The organism is Haloactinospora alba, assembly GCF_006717075.1.
Classification (GTDB): Bacteria; Actinomycetota; Actinomycetes; order Streptosporangiales; family Streptosporangiaceae; genus Haloactinospora; species Haloactinospora alba.
Genome location: NZ_VFQC01000001.1, coordinates 2,611,230 through 2,628,258, shown reverse-complemented (window position 1 = coordinate 2,628,258; position 17,029 = coordinate 2,611,230). Strand labels below are relative to the sequence as shown.

Annotated in this window: 15 protein-coding genes; 11 read left to right on the top strand and 4 right to left on the bottom strand. The window is 68.6% G+C overall.

The window, feature by feature from the left end:
* Positions 1-13 precede the first annotated feature (13 nt).
* Complete coding sequence (locus FHX37_RS11790; RefSeq protein ID WP_141923941.1) at positions 14-478, bottom strand: ferritin-like domain-containing protein; 465 nt, start codon at positions 476-478, stop codon at positions 14-16.
* Positions 475-987, bottom strand: coding sequence for a ferritin-like domain-containing protein (locus tag FHX37_RS11785; protein WP_246062253.1), 513 nt, complete (start codon positions 985-987; stop codon positions 475-477). Before FHX37_RS11785 ends, FHX37_RS11790 begins: the two co-directional genes overlap by 4 nt.
* A gap of 273 nt (positions 988-1,260) precedes the next feature.
* On the opposite strand from FHX37_RS11785, the gene rimP reads away from it, so the two are divergent.
* The 11 genes from rimP (at position 1,261) to FHX37_RS11730 (ending at position 14,141) form a co-directional block, all read left to right on the top strand.
* Entirely contained in the window at positions 1,261-1,743 is a 483-nt protein-coding gene (gene rimP, locus FHX37_RS11780; RefSeq protein ID WP_141923940.1) for a ribosome maturation factor RimP, read from the top strand.
* A gap of 24 nt (positions 1,744-1,767) precedes the next feature.
* Entirely contained in the window at positions 1,768-2,802 is a 1,035-nt protein-coding gene (gene nusA / locus FHX37_RS11775) for a transcription termination factor NusA (RefSeq protein WP_141925212.1), read from the top strand.
* A complete protein-coding gene (locus tag FHX37_RS11770; protein ID WP_141923939.1) occupies positions 2,786-3,103 on the top strand; it encodes a YlxR family protein in 318 nt (105 codons plus the stop codon). Before nusA ends, FHX37_RS11770 begins: the two co-directional genes overlap by 17 nt.
* A 223-nt stretch (positions 3,104-3,326) precedes the next feature.
* A complete protein-coding gene (infB, locus tag FHX37_RS11765) occupies positions 3,327-6,494 on the top strand; it encodes a translation initiation factor IF-2 (protein WP_141923938.1) in 3,168 nt (1,055 codons plus the stop codon).
* 147 nt (positions 6,495-6,641) lie between these two features.
* Positions 6,642-6,950, top strand: a complete 309-nt coding sequence (locus FHX37_RS11760; protein WP_141923937.1) for a DUF503 domain-containing protein — start codon at positions 6,642-6,644, stop codon at positions 6,948-6,950.
* Positions 6,943-7,389: a 30S ribosome-binding factor RbfA gene (rbfA, locus tag FHX37_RS11755; RefSeq protein WP_141923936.1), complete on the top strand. Its 447-nt coding sequence runs from the start codon at positions 6,943-6,945 to the stop codon at positions 7,387-7,389. The genes FHX37_RS11760 and rbfA overlap by 8 nt, the downstream gene beginning before the upstream one ends.
* 168 nt (positions 7,390-7,557) lie before the next feature.
* Positions 7,558-8,457, top strand: coding sequence for a tRNA pseudouridine(55) synthase TruB (gene truB / locus FHX37_RS11750; protein ID WP_141925211.1), 900 nt, complete (start codon positions 7,558-7,560; stop codon positions 8,455-8,457).
* A gap of 202 nt (positions 8,458-8,659) precedes the next feature.
* Positions 8,660-9,616 carry a bifunctional riboflavin kinase/FAD synthetase gene (locus FHX37_RS11745; protein WP_141923935.1) on the top strand — a complete coding sequence of 319 codons (957 nt, stop codon included), beginning with the start codon at positions 8,660-8,662 and terminating at the stop codon, positions 9,614-9,616.
* Positions 9,617-9,789: 173 nt separating this feature from the next.
* Positions 9,790-10,059 (top strand): 30S ribosomal protein S15, encoded by a 270-nt coding sequence (gene rpsO, locus FHX37_RS11740; protein ID WP_141923934.1) that lies wholly within the window; start codon positions 9,790-9,792, stop codon positions 10,057-10,059.
* A gap of 348 nt (positions 10,060-10,407) precedes the next feature.
* Positions 10,408-12,720 carry a polyribonucleotide nucleotidyltransferase gene (locus tag FHX37_RS11735; protein WP_141923933.1) on the top strand — a complete coding sequence of 771 codons (2,313 nt, stop codon included), beginning with the start codon at positions 10,408-10,410 and terminating at the stop codon, positions 12,718-12,720.
* 89 nt (positions 12,721-12,809) lie between these two features.
* On the top strand, positions 12,810-14,141 hold the full coding sequence (locus FHX37_RS11730; protein ID WP_141923932.1) for a M16 family metallopeptidase: 1,332 nt from the start codon (positions 12,810-12,812) through the stop codon (positions 14,139-14,141).
* Between the two features lie 84 nt (positions 14,142-14,225).
* On the opposite strand, the gene FHX37_RS11725 is transcribed toward FHX37_RS11730, so the two are convergent.
* Together FHX37_RS11725 and FHX37_RS11720 are read right to left on the bottom strand one after the other, a co-directional pair.
* Positions 14,226-14,654: an Hsp20/alpha crystallin family protein gene (locus tag FHX37_RS11725; RefSeq protein WP_141925210.1), complete on the bottom strand. Its 429-nt coding sequence runs from the start codon at positions 14,652-14,654 to the stop codon at positions 14,226-14,228.
* A 64-nt stretch (positions 14,655-14,718) separates the two neighbouring features.
* Positions 14,719-16,356, bottom strand: a complete 1,638-nt coding sequence (locus FHX37_RS11720; RefSeq protein ID WP_141923931.1) for a BCCT family transporter — start codon at positions 16,354-16,356, stop codon at positions 14,719-14,721.
* Positions 16,357-17,029: the final 673 nt, after the last annotated feature.

Sequence of the window (17,029 nt, the reverse complement as noted above, 5' to 3'; positions counted from 1 at the left end):
GGTACCGGCCGCCTCACTCGCCCGCGCTGTCCGGTCCGGGGGGCTCGCCGTCCGGGAACCCGGGGAACGTGGGGAGCTCGGCTCCCCACGGCAGCCCCCGTACCGTTGTGCTCTGCAGCGCGTGCGCCGCGAGCTCGCGCAACTGCGGCTCGTCCACCGAGGCGAGCTGGAGGTAGTTCTGGGCGGCCGTGCCCTCCAGCTCGCGGGCGAAGGACGCCAGGGCGTCCTCCCCGGTGTCGTCCGGGAGCTGGTAGGCGTCCTCGGCCTCGGTGGGGGTGACGTCGCGTTGGCGCAGCTTCTCGCGCAGCACGTCCCGTTGGCGGCGGTGCTCGTCCAGGCACCGGCGGCTCCGCTCGCGCTGCCCCTCCGTGCTGTGGGCGCCGATGTAGCCGTAGCCGTACACCGCGGCGTGCTCGGCCGCCAGCGCCGCCTGCAGCGCGTCGTCAGCGGCGATGTCCCCCGTGGCTGTGGGTCTCAACCTTCCTCCGTGAGTCGTCGGACGTGGCCGGCTTCGCTCGCGCCGATACTGACGAGGAGCTGGCTCAGGGCGGGGTCCGCCACCCGCTGGGCCTCCCGCGGCCGCGCTGCGGCGGCGCTCTGCTCCGCTGCCCGGATCCCGGCCACGGAGAGGTCGGTGTCGTCCCCTTCCGGAACGGGGGATGGGGAGGGCGAGGGTTCGGCGCGGTCGGGAGGTTCGTGCTCCCGGTCCGGCATCCGCCCCTTCAGCGCCTCCAGGTGCCGCCTGTGGTCCGTGAGTAGCCGCTCCAGCAGGTCCCCCGGCCCGGTCCCGTCGGCGATGAGTGTCTCGTAACGGTCGATGAGACGGTTCTTGGTGGTGATCGCACCACGCAGGACGTACTCGTCGGGGGATATCTCACTGGGGTGCCAACGTTGCCCCTGGCAGCCACCCAGCGCCGCGACAACGACACCCATGGCCCCACCTGTGACGAGAGCGCGGCGGCTGACGGCGCCGTAGCCGTGGGCCAAACCCGTCCTCCTCTGAGCGGACGTGCGGGGAAAGGATCTCCATCGTGACACGTCGGGCGTGGCTCACCGGAACACGCGGCCACGGCGGGTCAGACTGGAAAACCGAACCGTCGGGTGCACACCTTGGTGGATGATGCCTGGAGAACCGCCGACTGTGGATACCCTTGATCGTACAACCGCCGTCGTCGTGACGTGCGGACGACTTATGTGCACAGCTGGACCGCCCCATCCTCGCCAGGGGAGCGGGCGGAATTCGCCGGGGGAGGATCACTGATGGGCGCGCAGGCTCGCCATGACCGTCTCGCCGAGCTGTTGGAGCCGGTTCTCGCCGAGGCCGGACTGGACCTGGAAGCCATTGAGGTCACCCCGGCCGGCAAACGGCGTCTGCTGCGTGTCGTGGTGGACTCCGACGACGGCGTTGACCTCGACTCCGTCGGAGTGGTGACGCAGGAGATCTCCACCGTGCTCGACGCGTCCGATGCCATGGGCAAAGCTCCTTACGTTCTCGAAGTGACCTCGCCCGGAGTGGACCGGCCGATTACGCACCCCCGGCATTGGCGACGCTCCCGAGGGCGTCTGGTGCGGGCCGACCTCGCCGAGGGCGGTGAGGTGAACGGTCGCGTGGTGGACGCGGACGAAACGGGTGTGACTCTTGAGGTCGATGGTCAGAACCGTGTGTACGGCTATTCTGATCTGGGGCGCGGCAAAGTCCAGGTGGAATTCCGCCGCGATCCTGACGTCGGCGCGGCGGACTAGAGGGGGAGCCCCGTGGATATCGATATGAGTGTCCTGCGCAGTTTGGAAAGCGAGAAGGACATCTCGGTGGACCTCGTCGTCAAGGCGATCGAGGACGCTCTCGTGCTCGCTTACCACCGGCAGGAGGGAACGGACCTCTCGGTGCGGGTGGAGCTGAACCGCTCCACCGGGCACGTGGTGGTGTGGGCCGCTGACTATGACGACGAAGGCAATTTCCTGCGCGAGTACGACGCTACGCCCGTCGGCTTCGGGCGGATCGCGACCTCGACAGCCAAGCAGGTGATCCTGCAGCGACTGCGGGACGCTGAGGACGAGATGACCCTGGGGGAGTTCGCCGGCCGCGAGTACGACATCGTCTCCGGCATCATCCAGCAGGGCAGGGATTCCCGCAACGTCCTCGTCGACCTCGGCAGGGTGGAGGCGGTGCTGCCGCCGCAGGAACGGGTACCCGGTGAGACCTACCCGCACGGGGAACGGCTGCGGGCCTATGTGGTCCAGGTTCGTAAGGGGCACAAGGGTCCCTCGGTGACCCTGTCCCGTACCCATCCCAACCTGGTGCGCAAACTGTTCGAGCTGGAGGTTCCCGAGATCGCCGACGGGACGGTGGAGATCGCGGCGATCGCCCGGGAGGCCGGGTACCGCACCAAGATGGCGGTGAAGTCCACCCAGACAGGGGTCAACGCCAAGGGGGCCTGCATCGGTCCGCTCGGCAGCCGGGTTCGTAACGTCATGACCGAACTGAACGGGGAGAAGATCGACATCGTCGACCACTCCGAGGACCCGGCGGTGTTCGTCGGGAACGCGCTCTCCCCTGCGCGGGTGAGCGAGGTCGAGGTGCTCGATCCGGCCGCCAAGGTGGCCCGGGTCACAGTTCCGGACTACCAGCAGTCACTGGCGATCGGTAAGGAGGGGCAGAACGCGCGGCTGGCTGCCCGCCTCACCGGGTGGCGAATCGATATCCGGTCCGACTCCGATCCGGAGGACGCGGAACCGGTCATCGGAAGTCCGGACGATTATCCTGACCGTCCGGCGGGTGAGCCGAATGCGTCAGCGCGCTAGACTGGATGCCAGCGGCCGGTTGTCGCCCGTGCGTACGTGCGTCGGCTGCCGGTCGCGGGCTGCGCAGTCCGACCTGGTGCGGCTGGTGGTCGAGGACGGTGTGGTTACGCCGGACCCCACCAGGCGCATGCCTGGCCGGGGCGCCTATCTGCACAGCGACCCGCAGTGCTGGGAGTCGGCCGAGCGGCGGAAAGTGTGGTCGCGGGTGTTTCCCGTACCCGCGGGGGGCTTGGACACGTCCCGTGTCGCCGCCCGCGTTGCCGCAGCTTCGCACGTTGGAGTCGGCCAAGCTTCCAGATAGGGTTGGAATGGTAGCGCCGATCCGCTGGTTGTAAGGGAAAGCAGGATCGGCGGGTTTTGCTGTGCCAGGTGCCAGGTCCCTGGTGCGGCTGCCCCATTGTTGTGTAGCGACGAGGAAGCGGGTCGAGATTGCGATGAGCGCTCGATGAGTACGCAGCGATGAGTACGTCAAGCTAGCGACGGTCCGGCACAACCCCATGGCCCGGACCGAGTAGAGGAGAGCAGTGGCGAAGGTCCGGGTATACGAGCTCGCGAAGGAGTTCGGAGTAGAGAGCAAGGCCGTACTGGCCAAGCTCAATGAGATGGGCGAGTTTGTGCGATCGGCGTCCTCGACGATAGAGGCCCCCGTCGTTCGGCGCCTCAAGGAAGCGTTCAACGAGACTTCCGGCACGGGCTCCGGGACGAAGAAGGCGGAATCGACGGCGGAGCCGGCCGAGGAGCCCGCGGCGAAGGCTGAGAAGGCTGACGAGTCCGAGCAGCCCGCCGCGAAACCCGAACAATCCGTCCCCAGCGGCCAGCCCCAGTCCAACGGCTCCCAGCCGGCTGGGGAGGAAGCCGCCCAGTCCACGGGCGGGGAGGAAGCCGCCCAGGCGGAGGACGGTAGTGCCGCCTCCGCAGAGTCCACAACCGCGCCGAAACCGGGCCCCAAGCCCGGCGGAACGGGAGAGGCGCCGAAGCCGGGCCCCAAGCCGGGTCCGAAACCGGGCCCCAAGCCGGGGCCCCGCAGTTCGGCACCGAAACCGGGGCCGCCCGGGGGCGGCAAGTCCGGCGGTGAGTCCGGTCAGCGCGGCGAGCGTTCCGACAGCGGCGGCAAGGGACAGCGTCCCACCCCGCGTTCCGCGGGACCGCGCCCCGGGAACAACCCGTTCGCGACGACAGCGACCGGGATGGGAGCCAAACCCGCTCCGCGTCCGGGACCGCGTTCCGGTCAGCAGGGCGGCCAAGGCAACCAAGGAGGCCAGGGCGGCCAAGGAGGCCAAGGAGGCCAGGGCGCCCAGGGTGGTCGCGGCCAGGGTGGTCGCGGCGGCCAGGGCGGCCGTGGTCAGGGCGGCCGCGGTGGCCAGGGCGGCCAGGGCGGTCAGCCGGCTCAGCGTTCCGGAGGCGGTAAGCAGGAGGGGGCACCCCGTCCCCAGGCCCAGCCGCGTTCGGGCGGATCGACGGAGTCCGGTGGCCAGCAGAAACCCACCCCGGCCAACGCCGGCCCCAAGCCGGCGGGTCCCCGTCCCAGCCCCATGAACATGCCGGCCTCGCGGCCGACGCCCCCCAACACCGGTGGCGGTGGCGGCCGCGGCGGTGGTGGCCGCGGCGGTGGCCGTCCCGCCAGTGGCGGCGGTGGCGGCGGCGGTGGCGGCCGCAGCGGAGCACCGGCCGGCGGCGCGCCGCGCAGCGGACCCGGTGGCGGCAGCGGACCGCGTCCCGGTGGCGCTCCGGGACGTCCCGGTGGCGGCGGCCGTGGCCGCGGCGGCGGAACAGCGGGTGCCTTCGGGCGTCCGGGAAGCCGTCCGGGGCGTCGCAAGTCCAAGAAGCAGCGTCGCCAGGAGTCCACGGAGATGGGCGCGCCGTCGTTCGGCGGCGTCAAGATCCCCAGTGGCAACAACCAGAAGCTCCGGCTGTCCCGCGGTGCCTCCCTGTCCGACTTCGGGGACAAGATCGAGGTGAACCCGGCGTCGCTCGTCCAGGTCATGATGCACCTGGGTGAGATGGTCACCGCGACCCAGTCCCTGCCGGACGAGACGCTGCAGCTGCTCGGTGACGAGCTCAAGTACGCCGTTGAGGTCGTCAGTCCCGAGGACGAGGACCGGGAGCTGCTCGAGTCCTTCTCGATCGAGTTCGGTGAGGACAGCGGGTCCGAGGAGGACCGGCGCCCCCGTCCGCCCGTGGTGACCGTCATGGGCCACGTCGACCACGGCAAGACGAAGCTGTTGGACACGGTCCGCAACAGCAACGTGGTGGGCGGCGAAGCCGGCGGTATCACCCAGCACATCGGTGCCTACCAGGTGGGAACCGAGGTCGACGGTGAAGAGCGCAGGATCACCTTCATCGACACCCCGGGGCACGAGGCGTTCACCGCCATGCGTGCGCGCGGTGCCCAGGCAACGGACATCGCGATCCTGGTGGTCGCCGCCGATGACGGGGTGAAGCCGCAGACGGCCGAAGCGATCGACCACGCCAAGGCCGCCGGTGTCCCGATCGTGGTGGCGGTCAACAAGATCGACACGGAGGGCGCCGAACCGCAGCGGGTGCGTTCGCAGCTCACCGAGTACGGTGTGGTCGCCGAGGACCTCGGCGGTGACGTCCAGTTCGTCGACATCTCGGCACTGCGGGGAAGCAACATCGACGAGCTGCTCGAGGCCGTGGTGCTCACCTCGGACGCCTCCCTCGACCTCCGGGCGAACCCGGAGATGGAGGCCCAGGGGCTGGCGATCGAGGCCTACCTCGACCGGGGCCGCGGTTCGATGGCGACAGTGCTGGTGCAGCGCGGCACGCTGAACGTTGGCGAGTCGATCGTCTGCGGCGACGCCTACGGCCGCGTGCGGGCGATGCTCGACGAGCACGGCAGGAACGTGCAGAGCGCCGAGCCGTCCCGTCCGGTCCAGGTGCTCGGCCTCACCAATGTTCCCAGCGCCGGCGACAGCTTCCTGGTCGTCAAGGACGACCGGGTCGCGCGCCAGATCGCCCAGCAGCGGGAAGCGCGGGAGCGTTTCGCGCAGCAGGCCAAGGCGAGCCGCCGGGTCACGCTGCAGAACTGGCAGGAGCACCTGAAGGAGGGCGAGCGCAACGAGCTGGCCCTGCTGATCAAGGGTGACATGTCCGGTTCGGTCGAGGCGCTGGAAGAGTCGCTGAACAAGATCGATGTCGGAGGCGACGAGGTCAGCATCCGGATCATCGGCCGCGGTGTCGGCGCGATCACGCAGAACGACATCAACCTGGCGGCGACCTCGGACGCGATCATCGTCGGCTTCAACGTCCGGCCGGAGGGCAAGAACAGCGAGCTCGCCGACCGGATGGGCGTGGACATCCGCTACTACTCGGTGATCTACCAGGCGATCGACGAGATCGAGAAAGCGGTCAAGGGCCTGCTCAAGCCGGTCTACGAGGAGGTCCAGCTGGGAACCGCGGAGGTCCGCGAGATCTTCAAGGTGCCCAAGGTCGGCAACATCGCGGGTGCGCTCGTACGTACCGGTATCATCCGCCGGAATGCCAAGGCGCGGCTCATCCGGGACGGGGTCGTCGTCTCCGAGAACCTCAACGTGGACTCGCTGCGCAGGTTCAAGGAGGACGCGACCGAGGTCCGGGACGGCTACGAGTGCGGTATCGGCATCGGTTACAACGATCTCCGCGTGGATGACGTCATCGAGACCTACGAGATGCAGGAGAAACCGCGCGACTAACGCGCGGTGAGCAAGCGGGCCCCCGGGTGGGAACACCGCACCGGGGTCCCGCCTGTTGCTCGTCTCCTCCGGCCCGTCGCGCCGTCAAGCGACACGCACAGGACATCCGGACCGCGGTTCGCGGTAAGCGACACATGGGGTGGGCGCGTGTTCATCGGGGCCCTGACACTCGACATTCTGCTCGGAGACGTCCGTTCCCTGAAGCAGAAGCGTTCGGTGGTACGGCCGATCGTGGCGGAACTGCAGCGCGCGTTCTCCGTCTCGGTCGCCGAGACGGGAAACCAGGAGTTGTACCGCCGTTGCGAGATCGGTGTGGCCGTGGCGGCGTCGACGGCCGCCCACTGTTCCAACCTGATGGACTCCTGCGAGCGGACCGTCGCCGACCACCCCGAGATCGATCTGCTCTCCGCGAGACAGCGGATCTTCAACGCAGAGGAAGAAAGTGACGATGACTGACGCCGCACGAGCGCGCAAGGTCGCCGACCAGATCCAGCGGATCGTCGCCCAGATGCTGGAACGACGCATCAAGGACCCGCGCCTGGGCTTCGTCACCGTGACCGACGCGCGTCTGACCAACGACCTGCGTGAGGCGACGGTGTACTACACCGTCTTCGGTTCCGACGAGGACAAGGCCGGGACGTCGGCCGCTCTGGAGAGCGCCAAGGGTGTCATCCGCAGCGAGGTCGGCAAGCAGCTCGGCCTGCGGCACACTCCCAGCCTGACGTTCACGAGCGACGAGGTGCCGCGCAACGCCAGGCACATCGAGGAACTGCTGGTCAAGGCACGTGAGTCGGACGCCGAGGTGGCGCGTTCCGCCAACGAGGCCCAGCCCGCGGGCGACCCCGACCCGTACCGGGAACCCCGCGAGCGGGCGGACGAGGACGACGAGGAGTAAGGCCCCCGCGCCGGGGAGCGGCTGACAGCGAATCCGTGCCGCGGGGCCGGGCGGTCCTCACCGCCCGCGCGGGCGGTGCCTGCCAGCACGAGTGGCTCGTGGCGCTTCACCACCAGGAAGGAGAGAGGCGGCCCCACCGCGGTGCGGAACGGGGGCGCCGAGGGCATGATGACCGCTAGTGACGGCGCCGTTGTTATCGTCGACAAACCCGCCGAGTGGACCTCGCACGACGTTGTCGCGCGGTTGCGCAAACTCGCCGGTACCCGCAAGGTCGGCCACGCCGGCACCCTCGACCCGATGGCGACCGGGGTGCTGGTGATCGGGACCGGTAAGGCGACGAAACTACTCGGGTATCTCACCCGGACGGAGAAGGTTTACGAGACCACCATCCGGCTCGGTCAGAGCACCACGACGGACGACGCCCAGGGCGAGCCCGTGGCGCGTGCTGACGCTGGTGCCGTGACGGGTGAGGCGGTCCGTGCCGCCGCGGAGGAGCTGACGGGCGCGATCAGCCAGGTGCCGCCGCAGGTGAGCGCGATCAAGGTGGACGGCAAACGGGCCTACAAGTCCGCTCGCTCCGGGGAGCACGTCGAGCTCGAGTCCCGGTCGGTGACGGTGTCCGAGTTCTCGGTGGGTGAGATCCGGCACGCTGCCGACGGTGCGGACGGGGCCCTCGACGTGGACGCCCGCGTCACCTGCTCCAGCGGTACCTACGTTCGGGCTCTCGCCCGGGACATGGGAGACGCGCTGGGCGTCGGCGGGCACCTCACGGCGCTGCGCCGGACCAGGGTGGGTCCCTACGACGTCTCCCAGGCGCGCACGCTCGACGAGCTGGCCGAGGAGTTCACGGCGCTTCCCCTCTCCCAGGCGGTGGCGGCGGCGTTCCCCGTACGGGTGCTCAGCGCCGAGGAGACCCGTAAGATCACGCACGGCAACCGGATCGCGCCGGGGGAGCTGGGACCGGGGCCGATCGGGGTCTTCTCCCCCGAGGGCGAGGCGGTCGCGTTGGCCGAGGAGAAACCCGGTTACAGCAAACCCGTCGTGGTTCTCGCCCCGGCGGGTTCCTGACGGTCGTCCCCGGCGCGTTCGCCACCCACATGTCAGCGTGCCGGCGGGGATCCCGGAGCGGTATCGTTGGCCCCGCTCCGGGGCGACACGGCCGGTTCCGCCGCGCTTGCGGGACGGGCCCGCCCTGTTCCCCCGGTGTGCCGGGGCTGTTCTCCCGGCGTGTGGAACCCGTGCCATGTGTGCCCGAAGGAGGCCGTTGGACGTGTGGCGTTGGCGAGGGCTGGACGACGTTCCCTCCGGCTGGGGGCGCTGCGTCGTCACTGTTGGTGTCTTCGACGGTGTCCACCTCGGTCACCAGGCCGTCCTCCGCACAGCGGCGGACCACGCCGCCGCGTCGCGGCTTCCGGTCGTCGCGGTGACGTTCGACCCCCATCCGGACACCCTGGTGCGCGGGGGCGGTGCTCCTGACCTCCTGACGCCGGCGGAACGCAGGGACGAACTGCTCGCCGAACACGGGGCGGACGCGGTGTGCGTGCTGCCCTTCACCCCGGAGCTGTCCCGCCTGGACGCGGAGGGGTTCGTGCGCCGCGTCCTCGCGGAGCGGCTGCACGCCGCCGCTGTGGTCGTCGGGGAGGACTTCCGGTTCGGGCGCGGGGCGACGGGGGACGTCGGCGTGCTGCGGGCGCTGGGGGAGAAGTACGACTTCGTCGTGGACGGTGTCCGGCTGTTCACGGACTCCCACGCGGAGACGGTTACCTCCACACGGGTCCGGAGCCTCATCGCTTCCGGGGACGTGGCTCGGGCGCGGGACTGCCTCGGGCGGCCGCACCGGTTGGAGGGCGTGGTGGTTCCCGGCGCCTCCCGGGGGCGGGACCTCCTCGGTTTCCCCACCGCCAATATCGACTTCCCGCCGGAGACGGCCGTTCCCGCGGACGGGGTGTACGCGGGGTGGCTGGTGCGCACCACTGACAGCGGCGGGGAGGAGGAACGCTGGCCCGCGGCGGTGTCGGTGGGGAGTAACCCCACGTTCGAGGGAAGCCCTCGTACCGTCGAGGCCTACGCCCTGGACCGGGACGATCTCGACCTGTACTCGCGCAGGGCCGCTGTGGAGTTCACCGACCACATCCGGGCGCAGGAGAGTTTCCCCAGTGTCGAGGACCTGATTGTCGCGATGCGGCGGGACGTTTCCGCGGTGCGGGAGCTGATGTCGGGGCGGTGAGCCCGCGGGATGTCCGACCGGTTCCGCTCGTTGGGGTAGGATTGGTGCGTTGTCCAGGTTCTACGCCTGGCGCCATTGTGGCGACTGTTCGTACGCGTGGTCGCCGAATCCGGCCTCCCCGAACGGGGCCCGGATGCCCAATGATGAAGCTGCGTACCGACAGAAGGAGCGTCGTGGCTCTCGACACTGAGACTAAGGCGAGGATCATCGCCGAGTACGGCACGAAGGAAGGCGACACCGGGTCGCCGGATGTCCAGGTCGCACTGCTGACACACCAGATCGTGCAGCTTACCGAGCACCTGAAGACCCACAAGCAGGACCACCACAGCCGCCGCGGGCTGCTGCTCATGGTGGGCCGCCGTCGGCGGCTGCTGAAGTACATCGCGAAGAAGGACATCACGCGATACCGGAACCTGATCCACCGTCTCGGCGTGCGCCGGTAGGTTTCCAGAGGGAGCGGCTGGTCCGCTCCCTCTGTTCGTACCGTGCTTTGACCACCGTTCGGCGGGCGTATCGTCCACAATGGTGGGTAAGAGCAACAACTGAATCGCGAAGCGCTCCCGTGCGCCGCCCCTCGGCTGCTGCGTCGAGGCCGGTCCTCGGTAGTGGTTTCCGGACCGTCACAGCGGGCCGGAAACTTCGATCGATGACCGGCCGTCACGGACCTCTCGGCGCTCTGCGGGCACGCACAGTGCCGCACCGGCGAGTCGAGACGAGAACTCGGCGACGAAGAAGACCCTCCGAGGTACGGGTGCGGGAGCAGATGTGAACCCTGTGCTAGGAGGCCGCCCATGGAGGGCGCATACTCTGCCGAGGCCGTGATCGACAACGGCCGGTTCGGCACTCGTACTATCCGGTTCGAAACCGGACGTCTCGCCCGGCTGGCCGCGGGGTCGGCCGTGGCCTACCTGGACGACGAGAGCATGGTGCTCTCGTCCACCACCGCGTCGAAACGACCGAAGGAGAACCTCGACTTCTTCCCCCTGACGGTGGACGTCGAGGAGCGCATGTACGCCGCGGGGCGCATCCCCGGCTCGTTCTTCCGGCGGGAGGGGCGCCCCTCCGAGGACGCCGTTCTGACCTGCCGGCTGATCGACCGGCCGCTGCGCCCGTCGTTCCAGGACGGGCTGCGCAACGAGATCCAGATCGTGGAAACGATCATGACGCTGCACCCCGAGCACCTGTACGACGTCGTGGCGATCAACGCCGCCTCGATGTCCACACAGCTCGCCGGGCTGCCGTTCTCCGGCCCGATCGGCGGCGTCCGCGTGGCGCTGATCGACGGGCAGTGGGTGGCGTTCCCGACCCACAGTGAGCTGGAGGCCGCCACGTTCGACATGGTGGTCGCGGGCCGGGTCCTGCAGGACGGCGACGTCGCGATCATGATGGTGGAGGCCGAGTCCACCCAGCGCACCCTGCAGCTCGTCGCGGACGGCGCTGTCGGCCCGAACGAGCAGACCGTCGCCGAGGGGCTGGATGCGGCCAAACCGTTCATCAAGGTGCTGTGCAAGGCGCAGCAGGCGCTCGCCGACCAGGCCGCTCAGGAGACCGGGGAGTTCCCGATCTTCCTCGAGTACGAGGACGACGTCTACCAGGCGGTCGACAACGCGGTCCGCGAGCAGCTGTCCAACGCGCTGACCATCGCGGACAAGCAGGAGCGCGAGGCCGAGCTGGAACGCGTGAAGGGGCTGGCCGGGGAGAAGCTCCTCGAGGACTTCGAGGGGCGCGAGAAGGAGATCGGTGCCGCGTACCGTTCGCTCACCAAGCAGCTGATGCGGGAGCGGGTACTGCGGGACAACGTCCGTATCGACGGCCGGGGGCCCAAGGACATCCGCCAACTGAACGCGGAGGCCAACGTCCTGCCCCGCGTGCACGGTTCGGCGCTGTTCGAGCGCGGCGAGACCCAGATCCTGGGTGTGACCACGCTGAACATGTTGCGCATGGAGCAGACGGTTGACACGCTCAACCCGGAGAAGACCAAGCGCTACATGCACAACTACAACATGCCGCCGTACTCCACGGGGGAGACCGGCCGGGTCGGCTCGCCGAAGCGCCGGGAGATCGGGCACGGTGCGCTCGCCGAGCGGGCGCTCATCCCCGTGCTGCCGTCCCGGGAGGAGTTCCCCTACGCCATCCGGCAGGTCTCCGAAGCGGTCGGCTCCAACGGGTCGACCTCCATGGGGTCGGTCTGTGCCTCCACGATGTCGCTCATGGCGGGGGGCGTTCCGCTCAAGGAGATGGTCTCCGGTATCGCGATGGGGCTCATCAGCGAGGGCGACAACTTCGTCACGCTGACCGACATCCTCGGTGCGGAGGACGCGTTCGGCGACATGGACTTCAAGGTCGCCGGAACGCGTGAGCTGATCACGGCGCTGCAGCTCGACACGAAGCTGGACGGGATCCCGGCCCAGCAGCTCTCCGCCGCGTTGCAGCAGGCCCGTGGCGCGCGCCTGGCCATCCTGGACGTCATGCAGGAGGCCATCGTCCGGCCCGCCGAGATGAGCCCGCACGCCCCGCGCATCCTCACCGTGAAGGTGCCCGTCGAGAAGATCGGGGAGGTCATCGGCCCCAAGGGCAAGATGATCAACACGATCCAGGAGGACACCGGCGCCGACATCACGGTCGAGGACGACGGCACCATCTACGTCGGCGCTACCGACGGCCCTTCCGCCGAGGCCGCCCGGGACACCATCAACAGCATCGCCAACCCGACGATGCCGGAGGTCGGCGACCGTTACCTCGGTACGGTCGTCAAGACCACGGCCTTCGGGGCGTTCGTGTCGCTGCTGCCCGGCAAGGACGGTCTGCTGCACATCTCGCAGATCCGGAAGCTGCACGGCGGGAAGCGGATCGAGAACCTCGACGACGTCCTCGGTATCGGGGAGAAGATCCAGGTGGAGATCCGCGAGATCGACGACCGCGGCAAACTGTCCCTCGTTCCCGTGGAGGTCGCCGACGCCGAGGCGGAATCCGGGTCCGACTCCGCCGAGGAGGGCGAGACCGCGGAAGCCGAGGAGTCGAGCGGCTCGGACGAGGACAGTGGTTCCGGCGGCGGGGGCGAGCGGCGGCGTCGTCGCCGCGGCGCCCGCAGCGAGAACACCTGACCTGAGCTGACGAACCGTAGCAGCGGGGCGGCCGTGTCACGGACACGGCCGCCCTTGGTATTGCCAGCCCCGCACCAGAAAAGCGAGTCATGAACCCAACCCCTACCGCCGCGGAACAGACACAGCCCACCCTGACCCTGCTGGAACCCGGCCAGGGGTCCGGCCGCGTGCAACGCAGCGTCCTGCCCGGCGGGCTGCGCGTGGTGACGGAGACCGTCCCGGGCGTGCGCTCCGTGTCGTTCGGCGTCTCGGCGACCACGGGCTCCCGCGACGAGGACGACGAGCACGCCGGGTCCGCCCACTTCCTGGAACACCTGCTGTTCAAGGGGACGCACCGGCGCTCCGCCCGCGACATATCCGCGGCTCTCGACGGGGTCGGCGCCGACCACAACGCCTACACCACCAAGGAGCACACCACCTACTACGCCAAGGTGCTCGACCGGGACCTCCCGCTGGCCATCGACGTCGTGAGCGACATGGCGACCGGATCGCTGCTCGATCCCGCCGAGGTGGAGAGCGAACGCGGCGTCATCCTCGAGGAGATCGCGATGTACGAGGACGAGCCCAGCGAGCTCGTCGACGACGTCTTCGCCGCGCACGTCTTCGGTGGGAACCCCCTCGGACGCCCCATCCTCGGTACTCGTGACACCATCTCCGCACTGCCGCGGGAACGCATCGCGGAGCAGTACCGCAGTGCCTACGTCCCCGCAGAACTCGTGGTCACCGCGGCGGGAAACCTCGACCACCAGACGGTGGTCGACCAGGTCGCGGCCGCGTTCGGCCCCCAACTGGAGACCGCCGGTTCCGTGCCGCCGGCGCCGCCGCGCAGCGGTTCGGAGGCGATGGCGATACGCCCGGGAACGGCCCTGGTGCCGCGGGACACGGAACAGGCGCACCTGATCCTGGGGTGTGCGGGAGTGACCCGGACCGATGACCGGCGCTACGCGCTGCGGGTGCTCGACGCCGTCCTCGGCGACGGGCCGTCCTCCCGGTTGTTCCAGGAGGTGCGGGAGAGGCGCGGGCTGGCCTACGCGGTGCAGTCGTTCCACAGCGGATTCGCCGACGCCGGCTTGTTCCAGGTGTACGCGGGGTGCCAACCGGACAAGGTGGACGAGCTTCTGGACGTGCTGCGCACCGAACTCGCCCGTGTGGCGGCGGAGGGGATCTCCGAGGAGGAGCTGGTGCGTGCCAAGGGCCAGATCACGGGTTCCCAGGTGCTGGACAGCGAGGGGACGAACGCGCGTCGCGGTCGGATCGCCGCGCACGAGCTCGGCCACGCCCGGCACCGTTCCGTGGACGAGGACCTTCGCACGTTCGATGCGGTGACGCTCGAGGACGTGTCCCGTGTCGCGGCTGAGGTGCTGAACCGGCCCCGGGCACTGGCGGTGATCGGCCCCTACGGCCGGGACCGCGAGTTCTGAGCGCCGTTTCCCCGCGAACGAACGACGGCCCGGGTGGAACCTCGGTTCCACCCGGGCCGCCTGCGCCGGTAACCCGACTGGGGGTTACTTGCCCCGGCGCTTCTTGCTCTGCACCTCGATCTGGCTGGGCCCGGAGGCGTCGGCGCCACCGTGCACCGTCACCTCGAGCAGACCGTCGTCGAAGTTCGCCTCGAGGCTGTCCTCGTCGATCCCGACCGGGAGGGTGACCTCACGGCGGAAGTTACCGAGGAAACGCTCGGAGGCGTAGTAGAGCCGGTCCTCGTCGTTGCGGCGGCGCTCACCCGAGATCGTCAGGTAGCCGTGCGAGAACGACACCTCGACCTCGTCGGGGTTGACCCCGGGTATCTCGCACTGGATGACCAGGTCGTCGCCCCGAGCGAAGATGTCGGTGGTGGGGCTCCACGCGTCGGCGTGCCCGCGGGGCTGCGCGTACCCCGAACTGGTCTCCAGGGTGGACATGGTGTCGGAGATGCGGTTCATCTCGCTCATCATGTCCAGGACACCACGGAAGGGGTTGGCCCCCTTCCTTCGTTTAGCTGTCACAGCATCCGTCCCTTCACTGCTCGTCTTCGGTACGTGTCGACGTTGCGCTTCCGGAGGTCCCGACGGTCACGTTCCCCTCATCCTCGGGGTTCTGGTGTGACGGTTTCCCGTCTCCGAGACGCGGCAGCTGCATGTCAGGATAGATGGATGCCGGGTCCTCCTGCTTCAGGGCCTTCAACAGGCCAGCCAGCATGAACAGGAGCACGATCGCGAACGGCAGTCCTGTGATGACCGCTGCGGATTTCAGGGCCTCCAGTGCTGCTGTGCCGCCCGCGACAACCAGCACGATGGTCACCAGACCCTCGGTGACGGCCCAGAAGATCCGCTGGATCTTCACCGGGTGCGGGTCGCCGCCGTTGGTCAGCATGTCCACGACGAGCGAGCCGGAGTCCGAGGAGGTGACGAAGAAGACCGTCACGACGAGCACGGTCAGCAGCGAGACCAGGCTGATGAGGATGCCGGCCACCGGCAGTGCCTCGACCAGCTCGTACATGCCCTCGGCCTCGTCGCCGACGCCGCTGATCCCAGCGTTCTGGAGCTTGTCGTAGAACATGCCCGCGCCGCCGAAGACGCCGAACCACACGACGGTGACGCCCACCGGGGCGAACAGCGTTCCGGTGACGAACTGGCGCAGGGTACGGCCGTAGGAGATACGGGCGAGGAACATGCCGACGAACGGCGACCAGGAGATCCACCAGCCCCAGTAGAAGACGGTCCAGGCCACGCTGAAGTCGTGCGTGGCGGTGCTGGCCGTGGCGCCCTCCATCTGGCCGGGCATGAAGGTGAGGCTCATCTCCACGAGGTTCTGGAGATAGGCGCCGGCACCGGTGGTCATCATGCTGAGCATCCACAGCTTCGGGCCGAGGAGGAACACGAAGACCATCAGCGCTGCGGCCAGCCACAGGTTGATGACCGACAGCCGGCGGATGCCCTTGTCGATGCCGGCGACGACGCTGATGACGGCGACCGCCGTGATGAGGCAGATGATCGCGACCTGGACGAGGCCCGTGTTGGGAACTCCCAGGACCCGTTCCAGCCCGCTGTTGATCTGCTGGGTCCCCAGACCGAGTGAGGTGGCCAGACCGAACAGCGTGCCGAACACGGCGAGGATGTCGATCAGGTTACCGAGCCAGCCGTAGATGCGGCTGCCGATGAGCGGGTACAGCGCCGACGCGGGCCGCATGGGCAGACCCTTGCGGAAGCAGAAGTAGCCCAGCGAGGCACCGACGATGATGTAGATGGCCCACGGGTGGAAACCCCAGTGGAACAGGGTGTACTGCAACGCGCCCGTGGTGGACTCTGCGACGTTGTCGACGTTGACGATCCGGTCGTCGACCGAGTCCCAGACCGGCTCGGTGACACCGTAGAACACCAGGCCGATACCCATGCCGGCGGTGAACAGCATGGCGAACCACGCCATGGTGCCGAACTCCGGCCGCGACGAGTCCGGGCCCAACCGGATCCGGCCGTAGCGGCTGAGCATCAGCCACAGGGCGAACACGAGGAAGAACGAAGCGGCGAGGGTGTAGAACCAGCCGAACTTCTCCCCGATCCAGTTCCGGACGTTGAGCGCGTTGGCCTCGAACTGCTCCGGGAACACGATGCCCAGTACGACGAAGGCCAGGATGACCACACCGGAGATGAAGAACACCGGTGGGTTCGTATGCTCCTTTATATACGATTTCTGTTGAGGGATGACGACTCCTTCCCGAGCTCCGGCTCGGCTCTGCCGGCTCCATGGAGTGCGGGTCCGTGCGGACCACTCCGCTGCTGCCGGGCCGACTCAGAGCCCTGCATCGCGCGGCCCGTGCGCTCGCACGTCGGGCCGCAGCGGTTGCCGGACGGCCGAATTCTGGTTGCTATTCGTAGTCCTTGGCGCAGCCTATACGCCAACGTGCGCAAATCATGTGTTTTGCGGGCGAGTGGTTATCGTATATTGATCGGTTTGTGCCGGTTTTAGTTATCGCGCTACCTCCGGGGAGCCGAGTGTGTTCGTAGAGTCGCCTGTGGCTGTGCATCCCATCATCGTGTACCGCACCGGCCTGTGTGAATATCCTGCTCAGCGCGGCCTCAACACATGTATGCCATGTGCCCGGCCGGGTGTGGGAGCTTATTCGGTGTGGCGGTGAGAATGGCCGGATCCGGCCATTCTCACCGCCACACCGATATTGACATCCAGGGATTGGTGTTGCTTTCCGCGCGCTTACTCAACCCTGTGGTGCCGTTCTCGGTATGCCGTGAAACGTGGTATTTCGCACTTGTCCCCGGATGGGGCGTAACGGAGCGTTCCCCCAGGTGATCCCGGAAAAACACACATCCGCCAC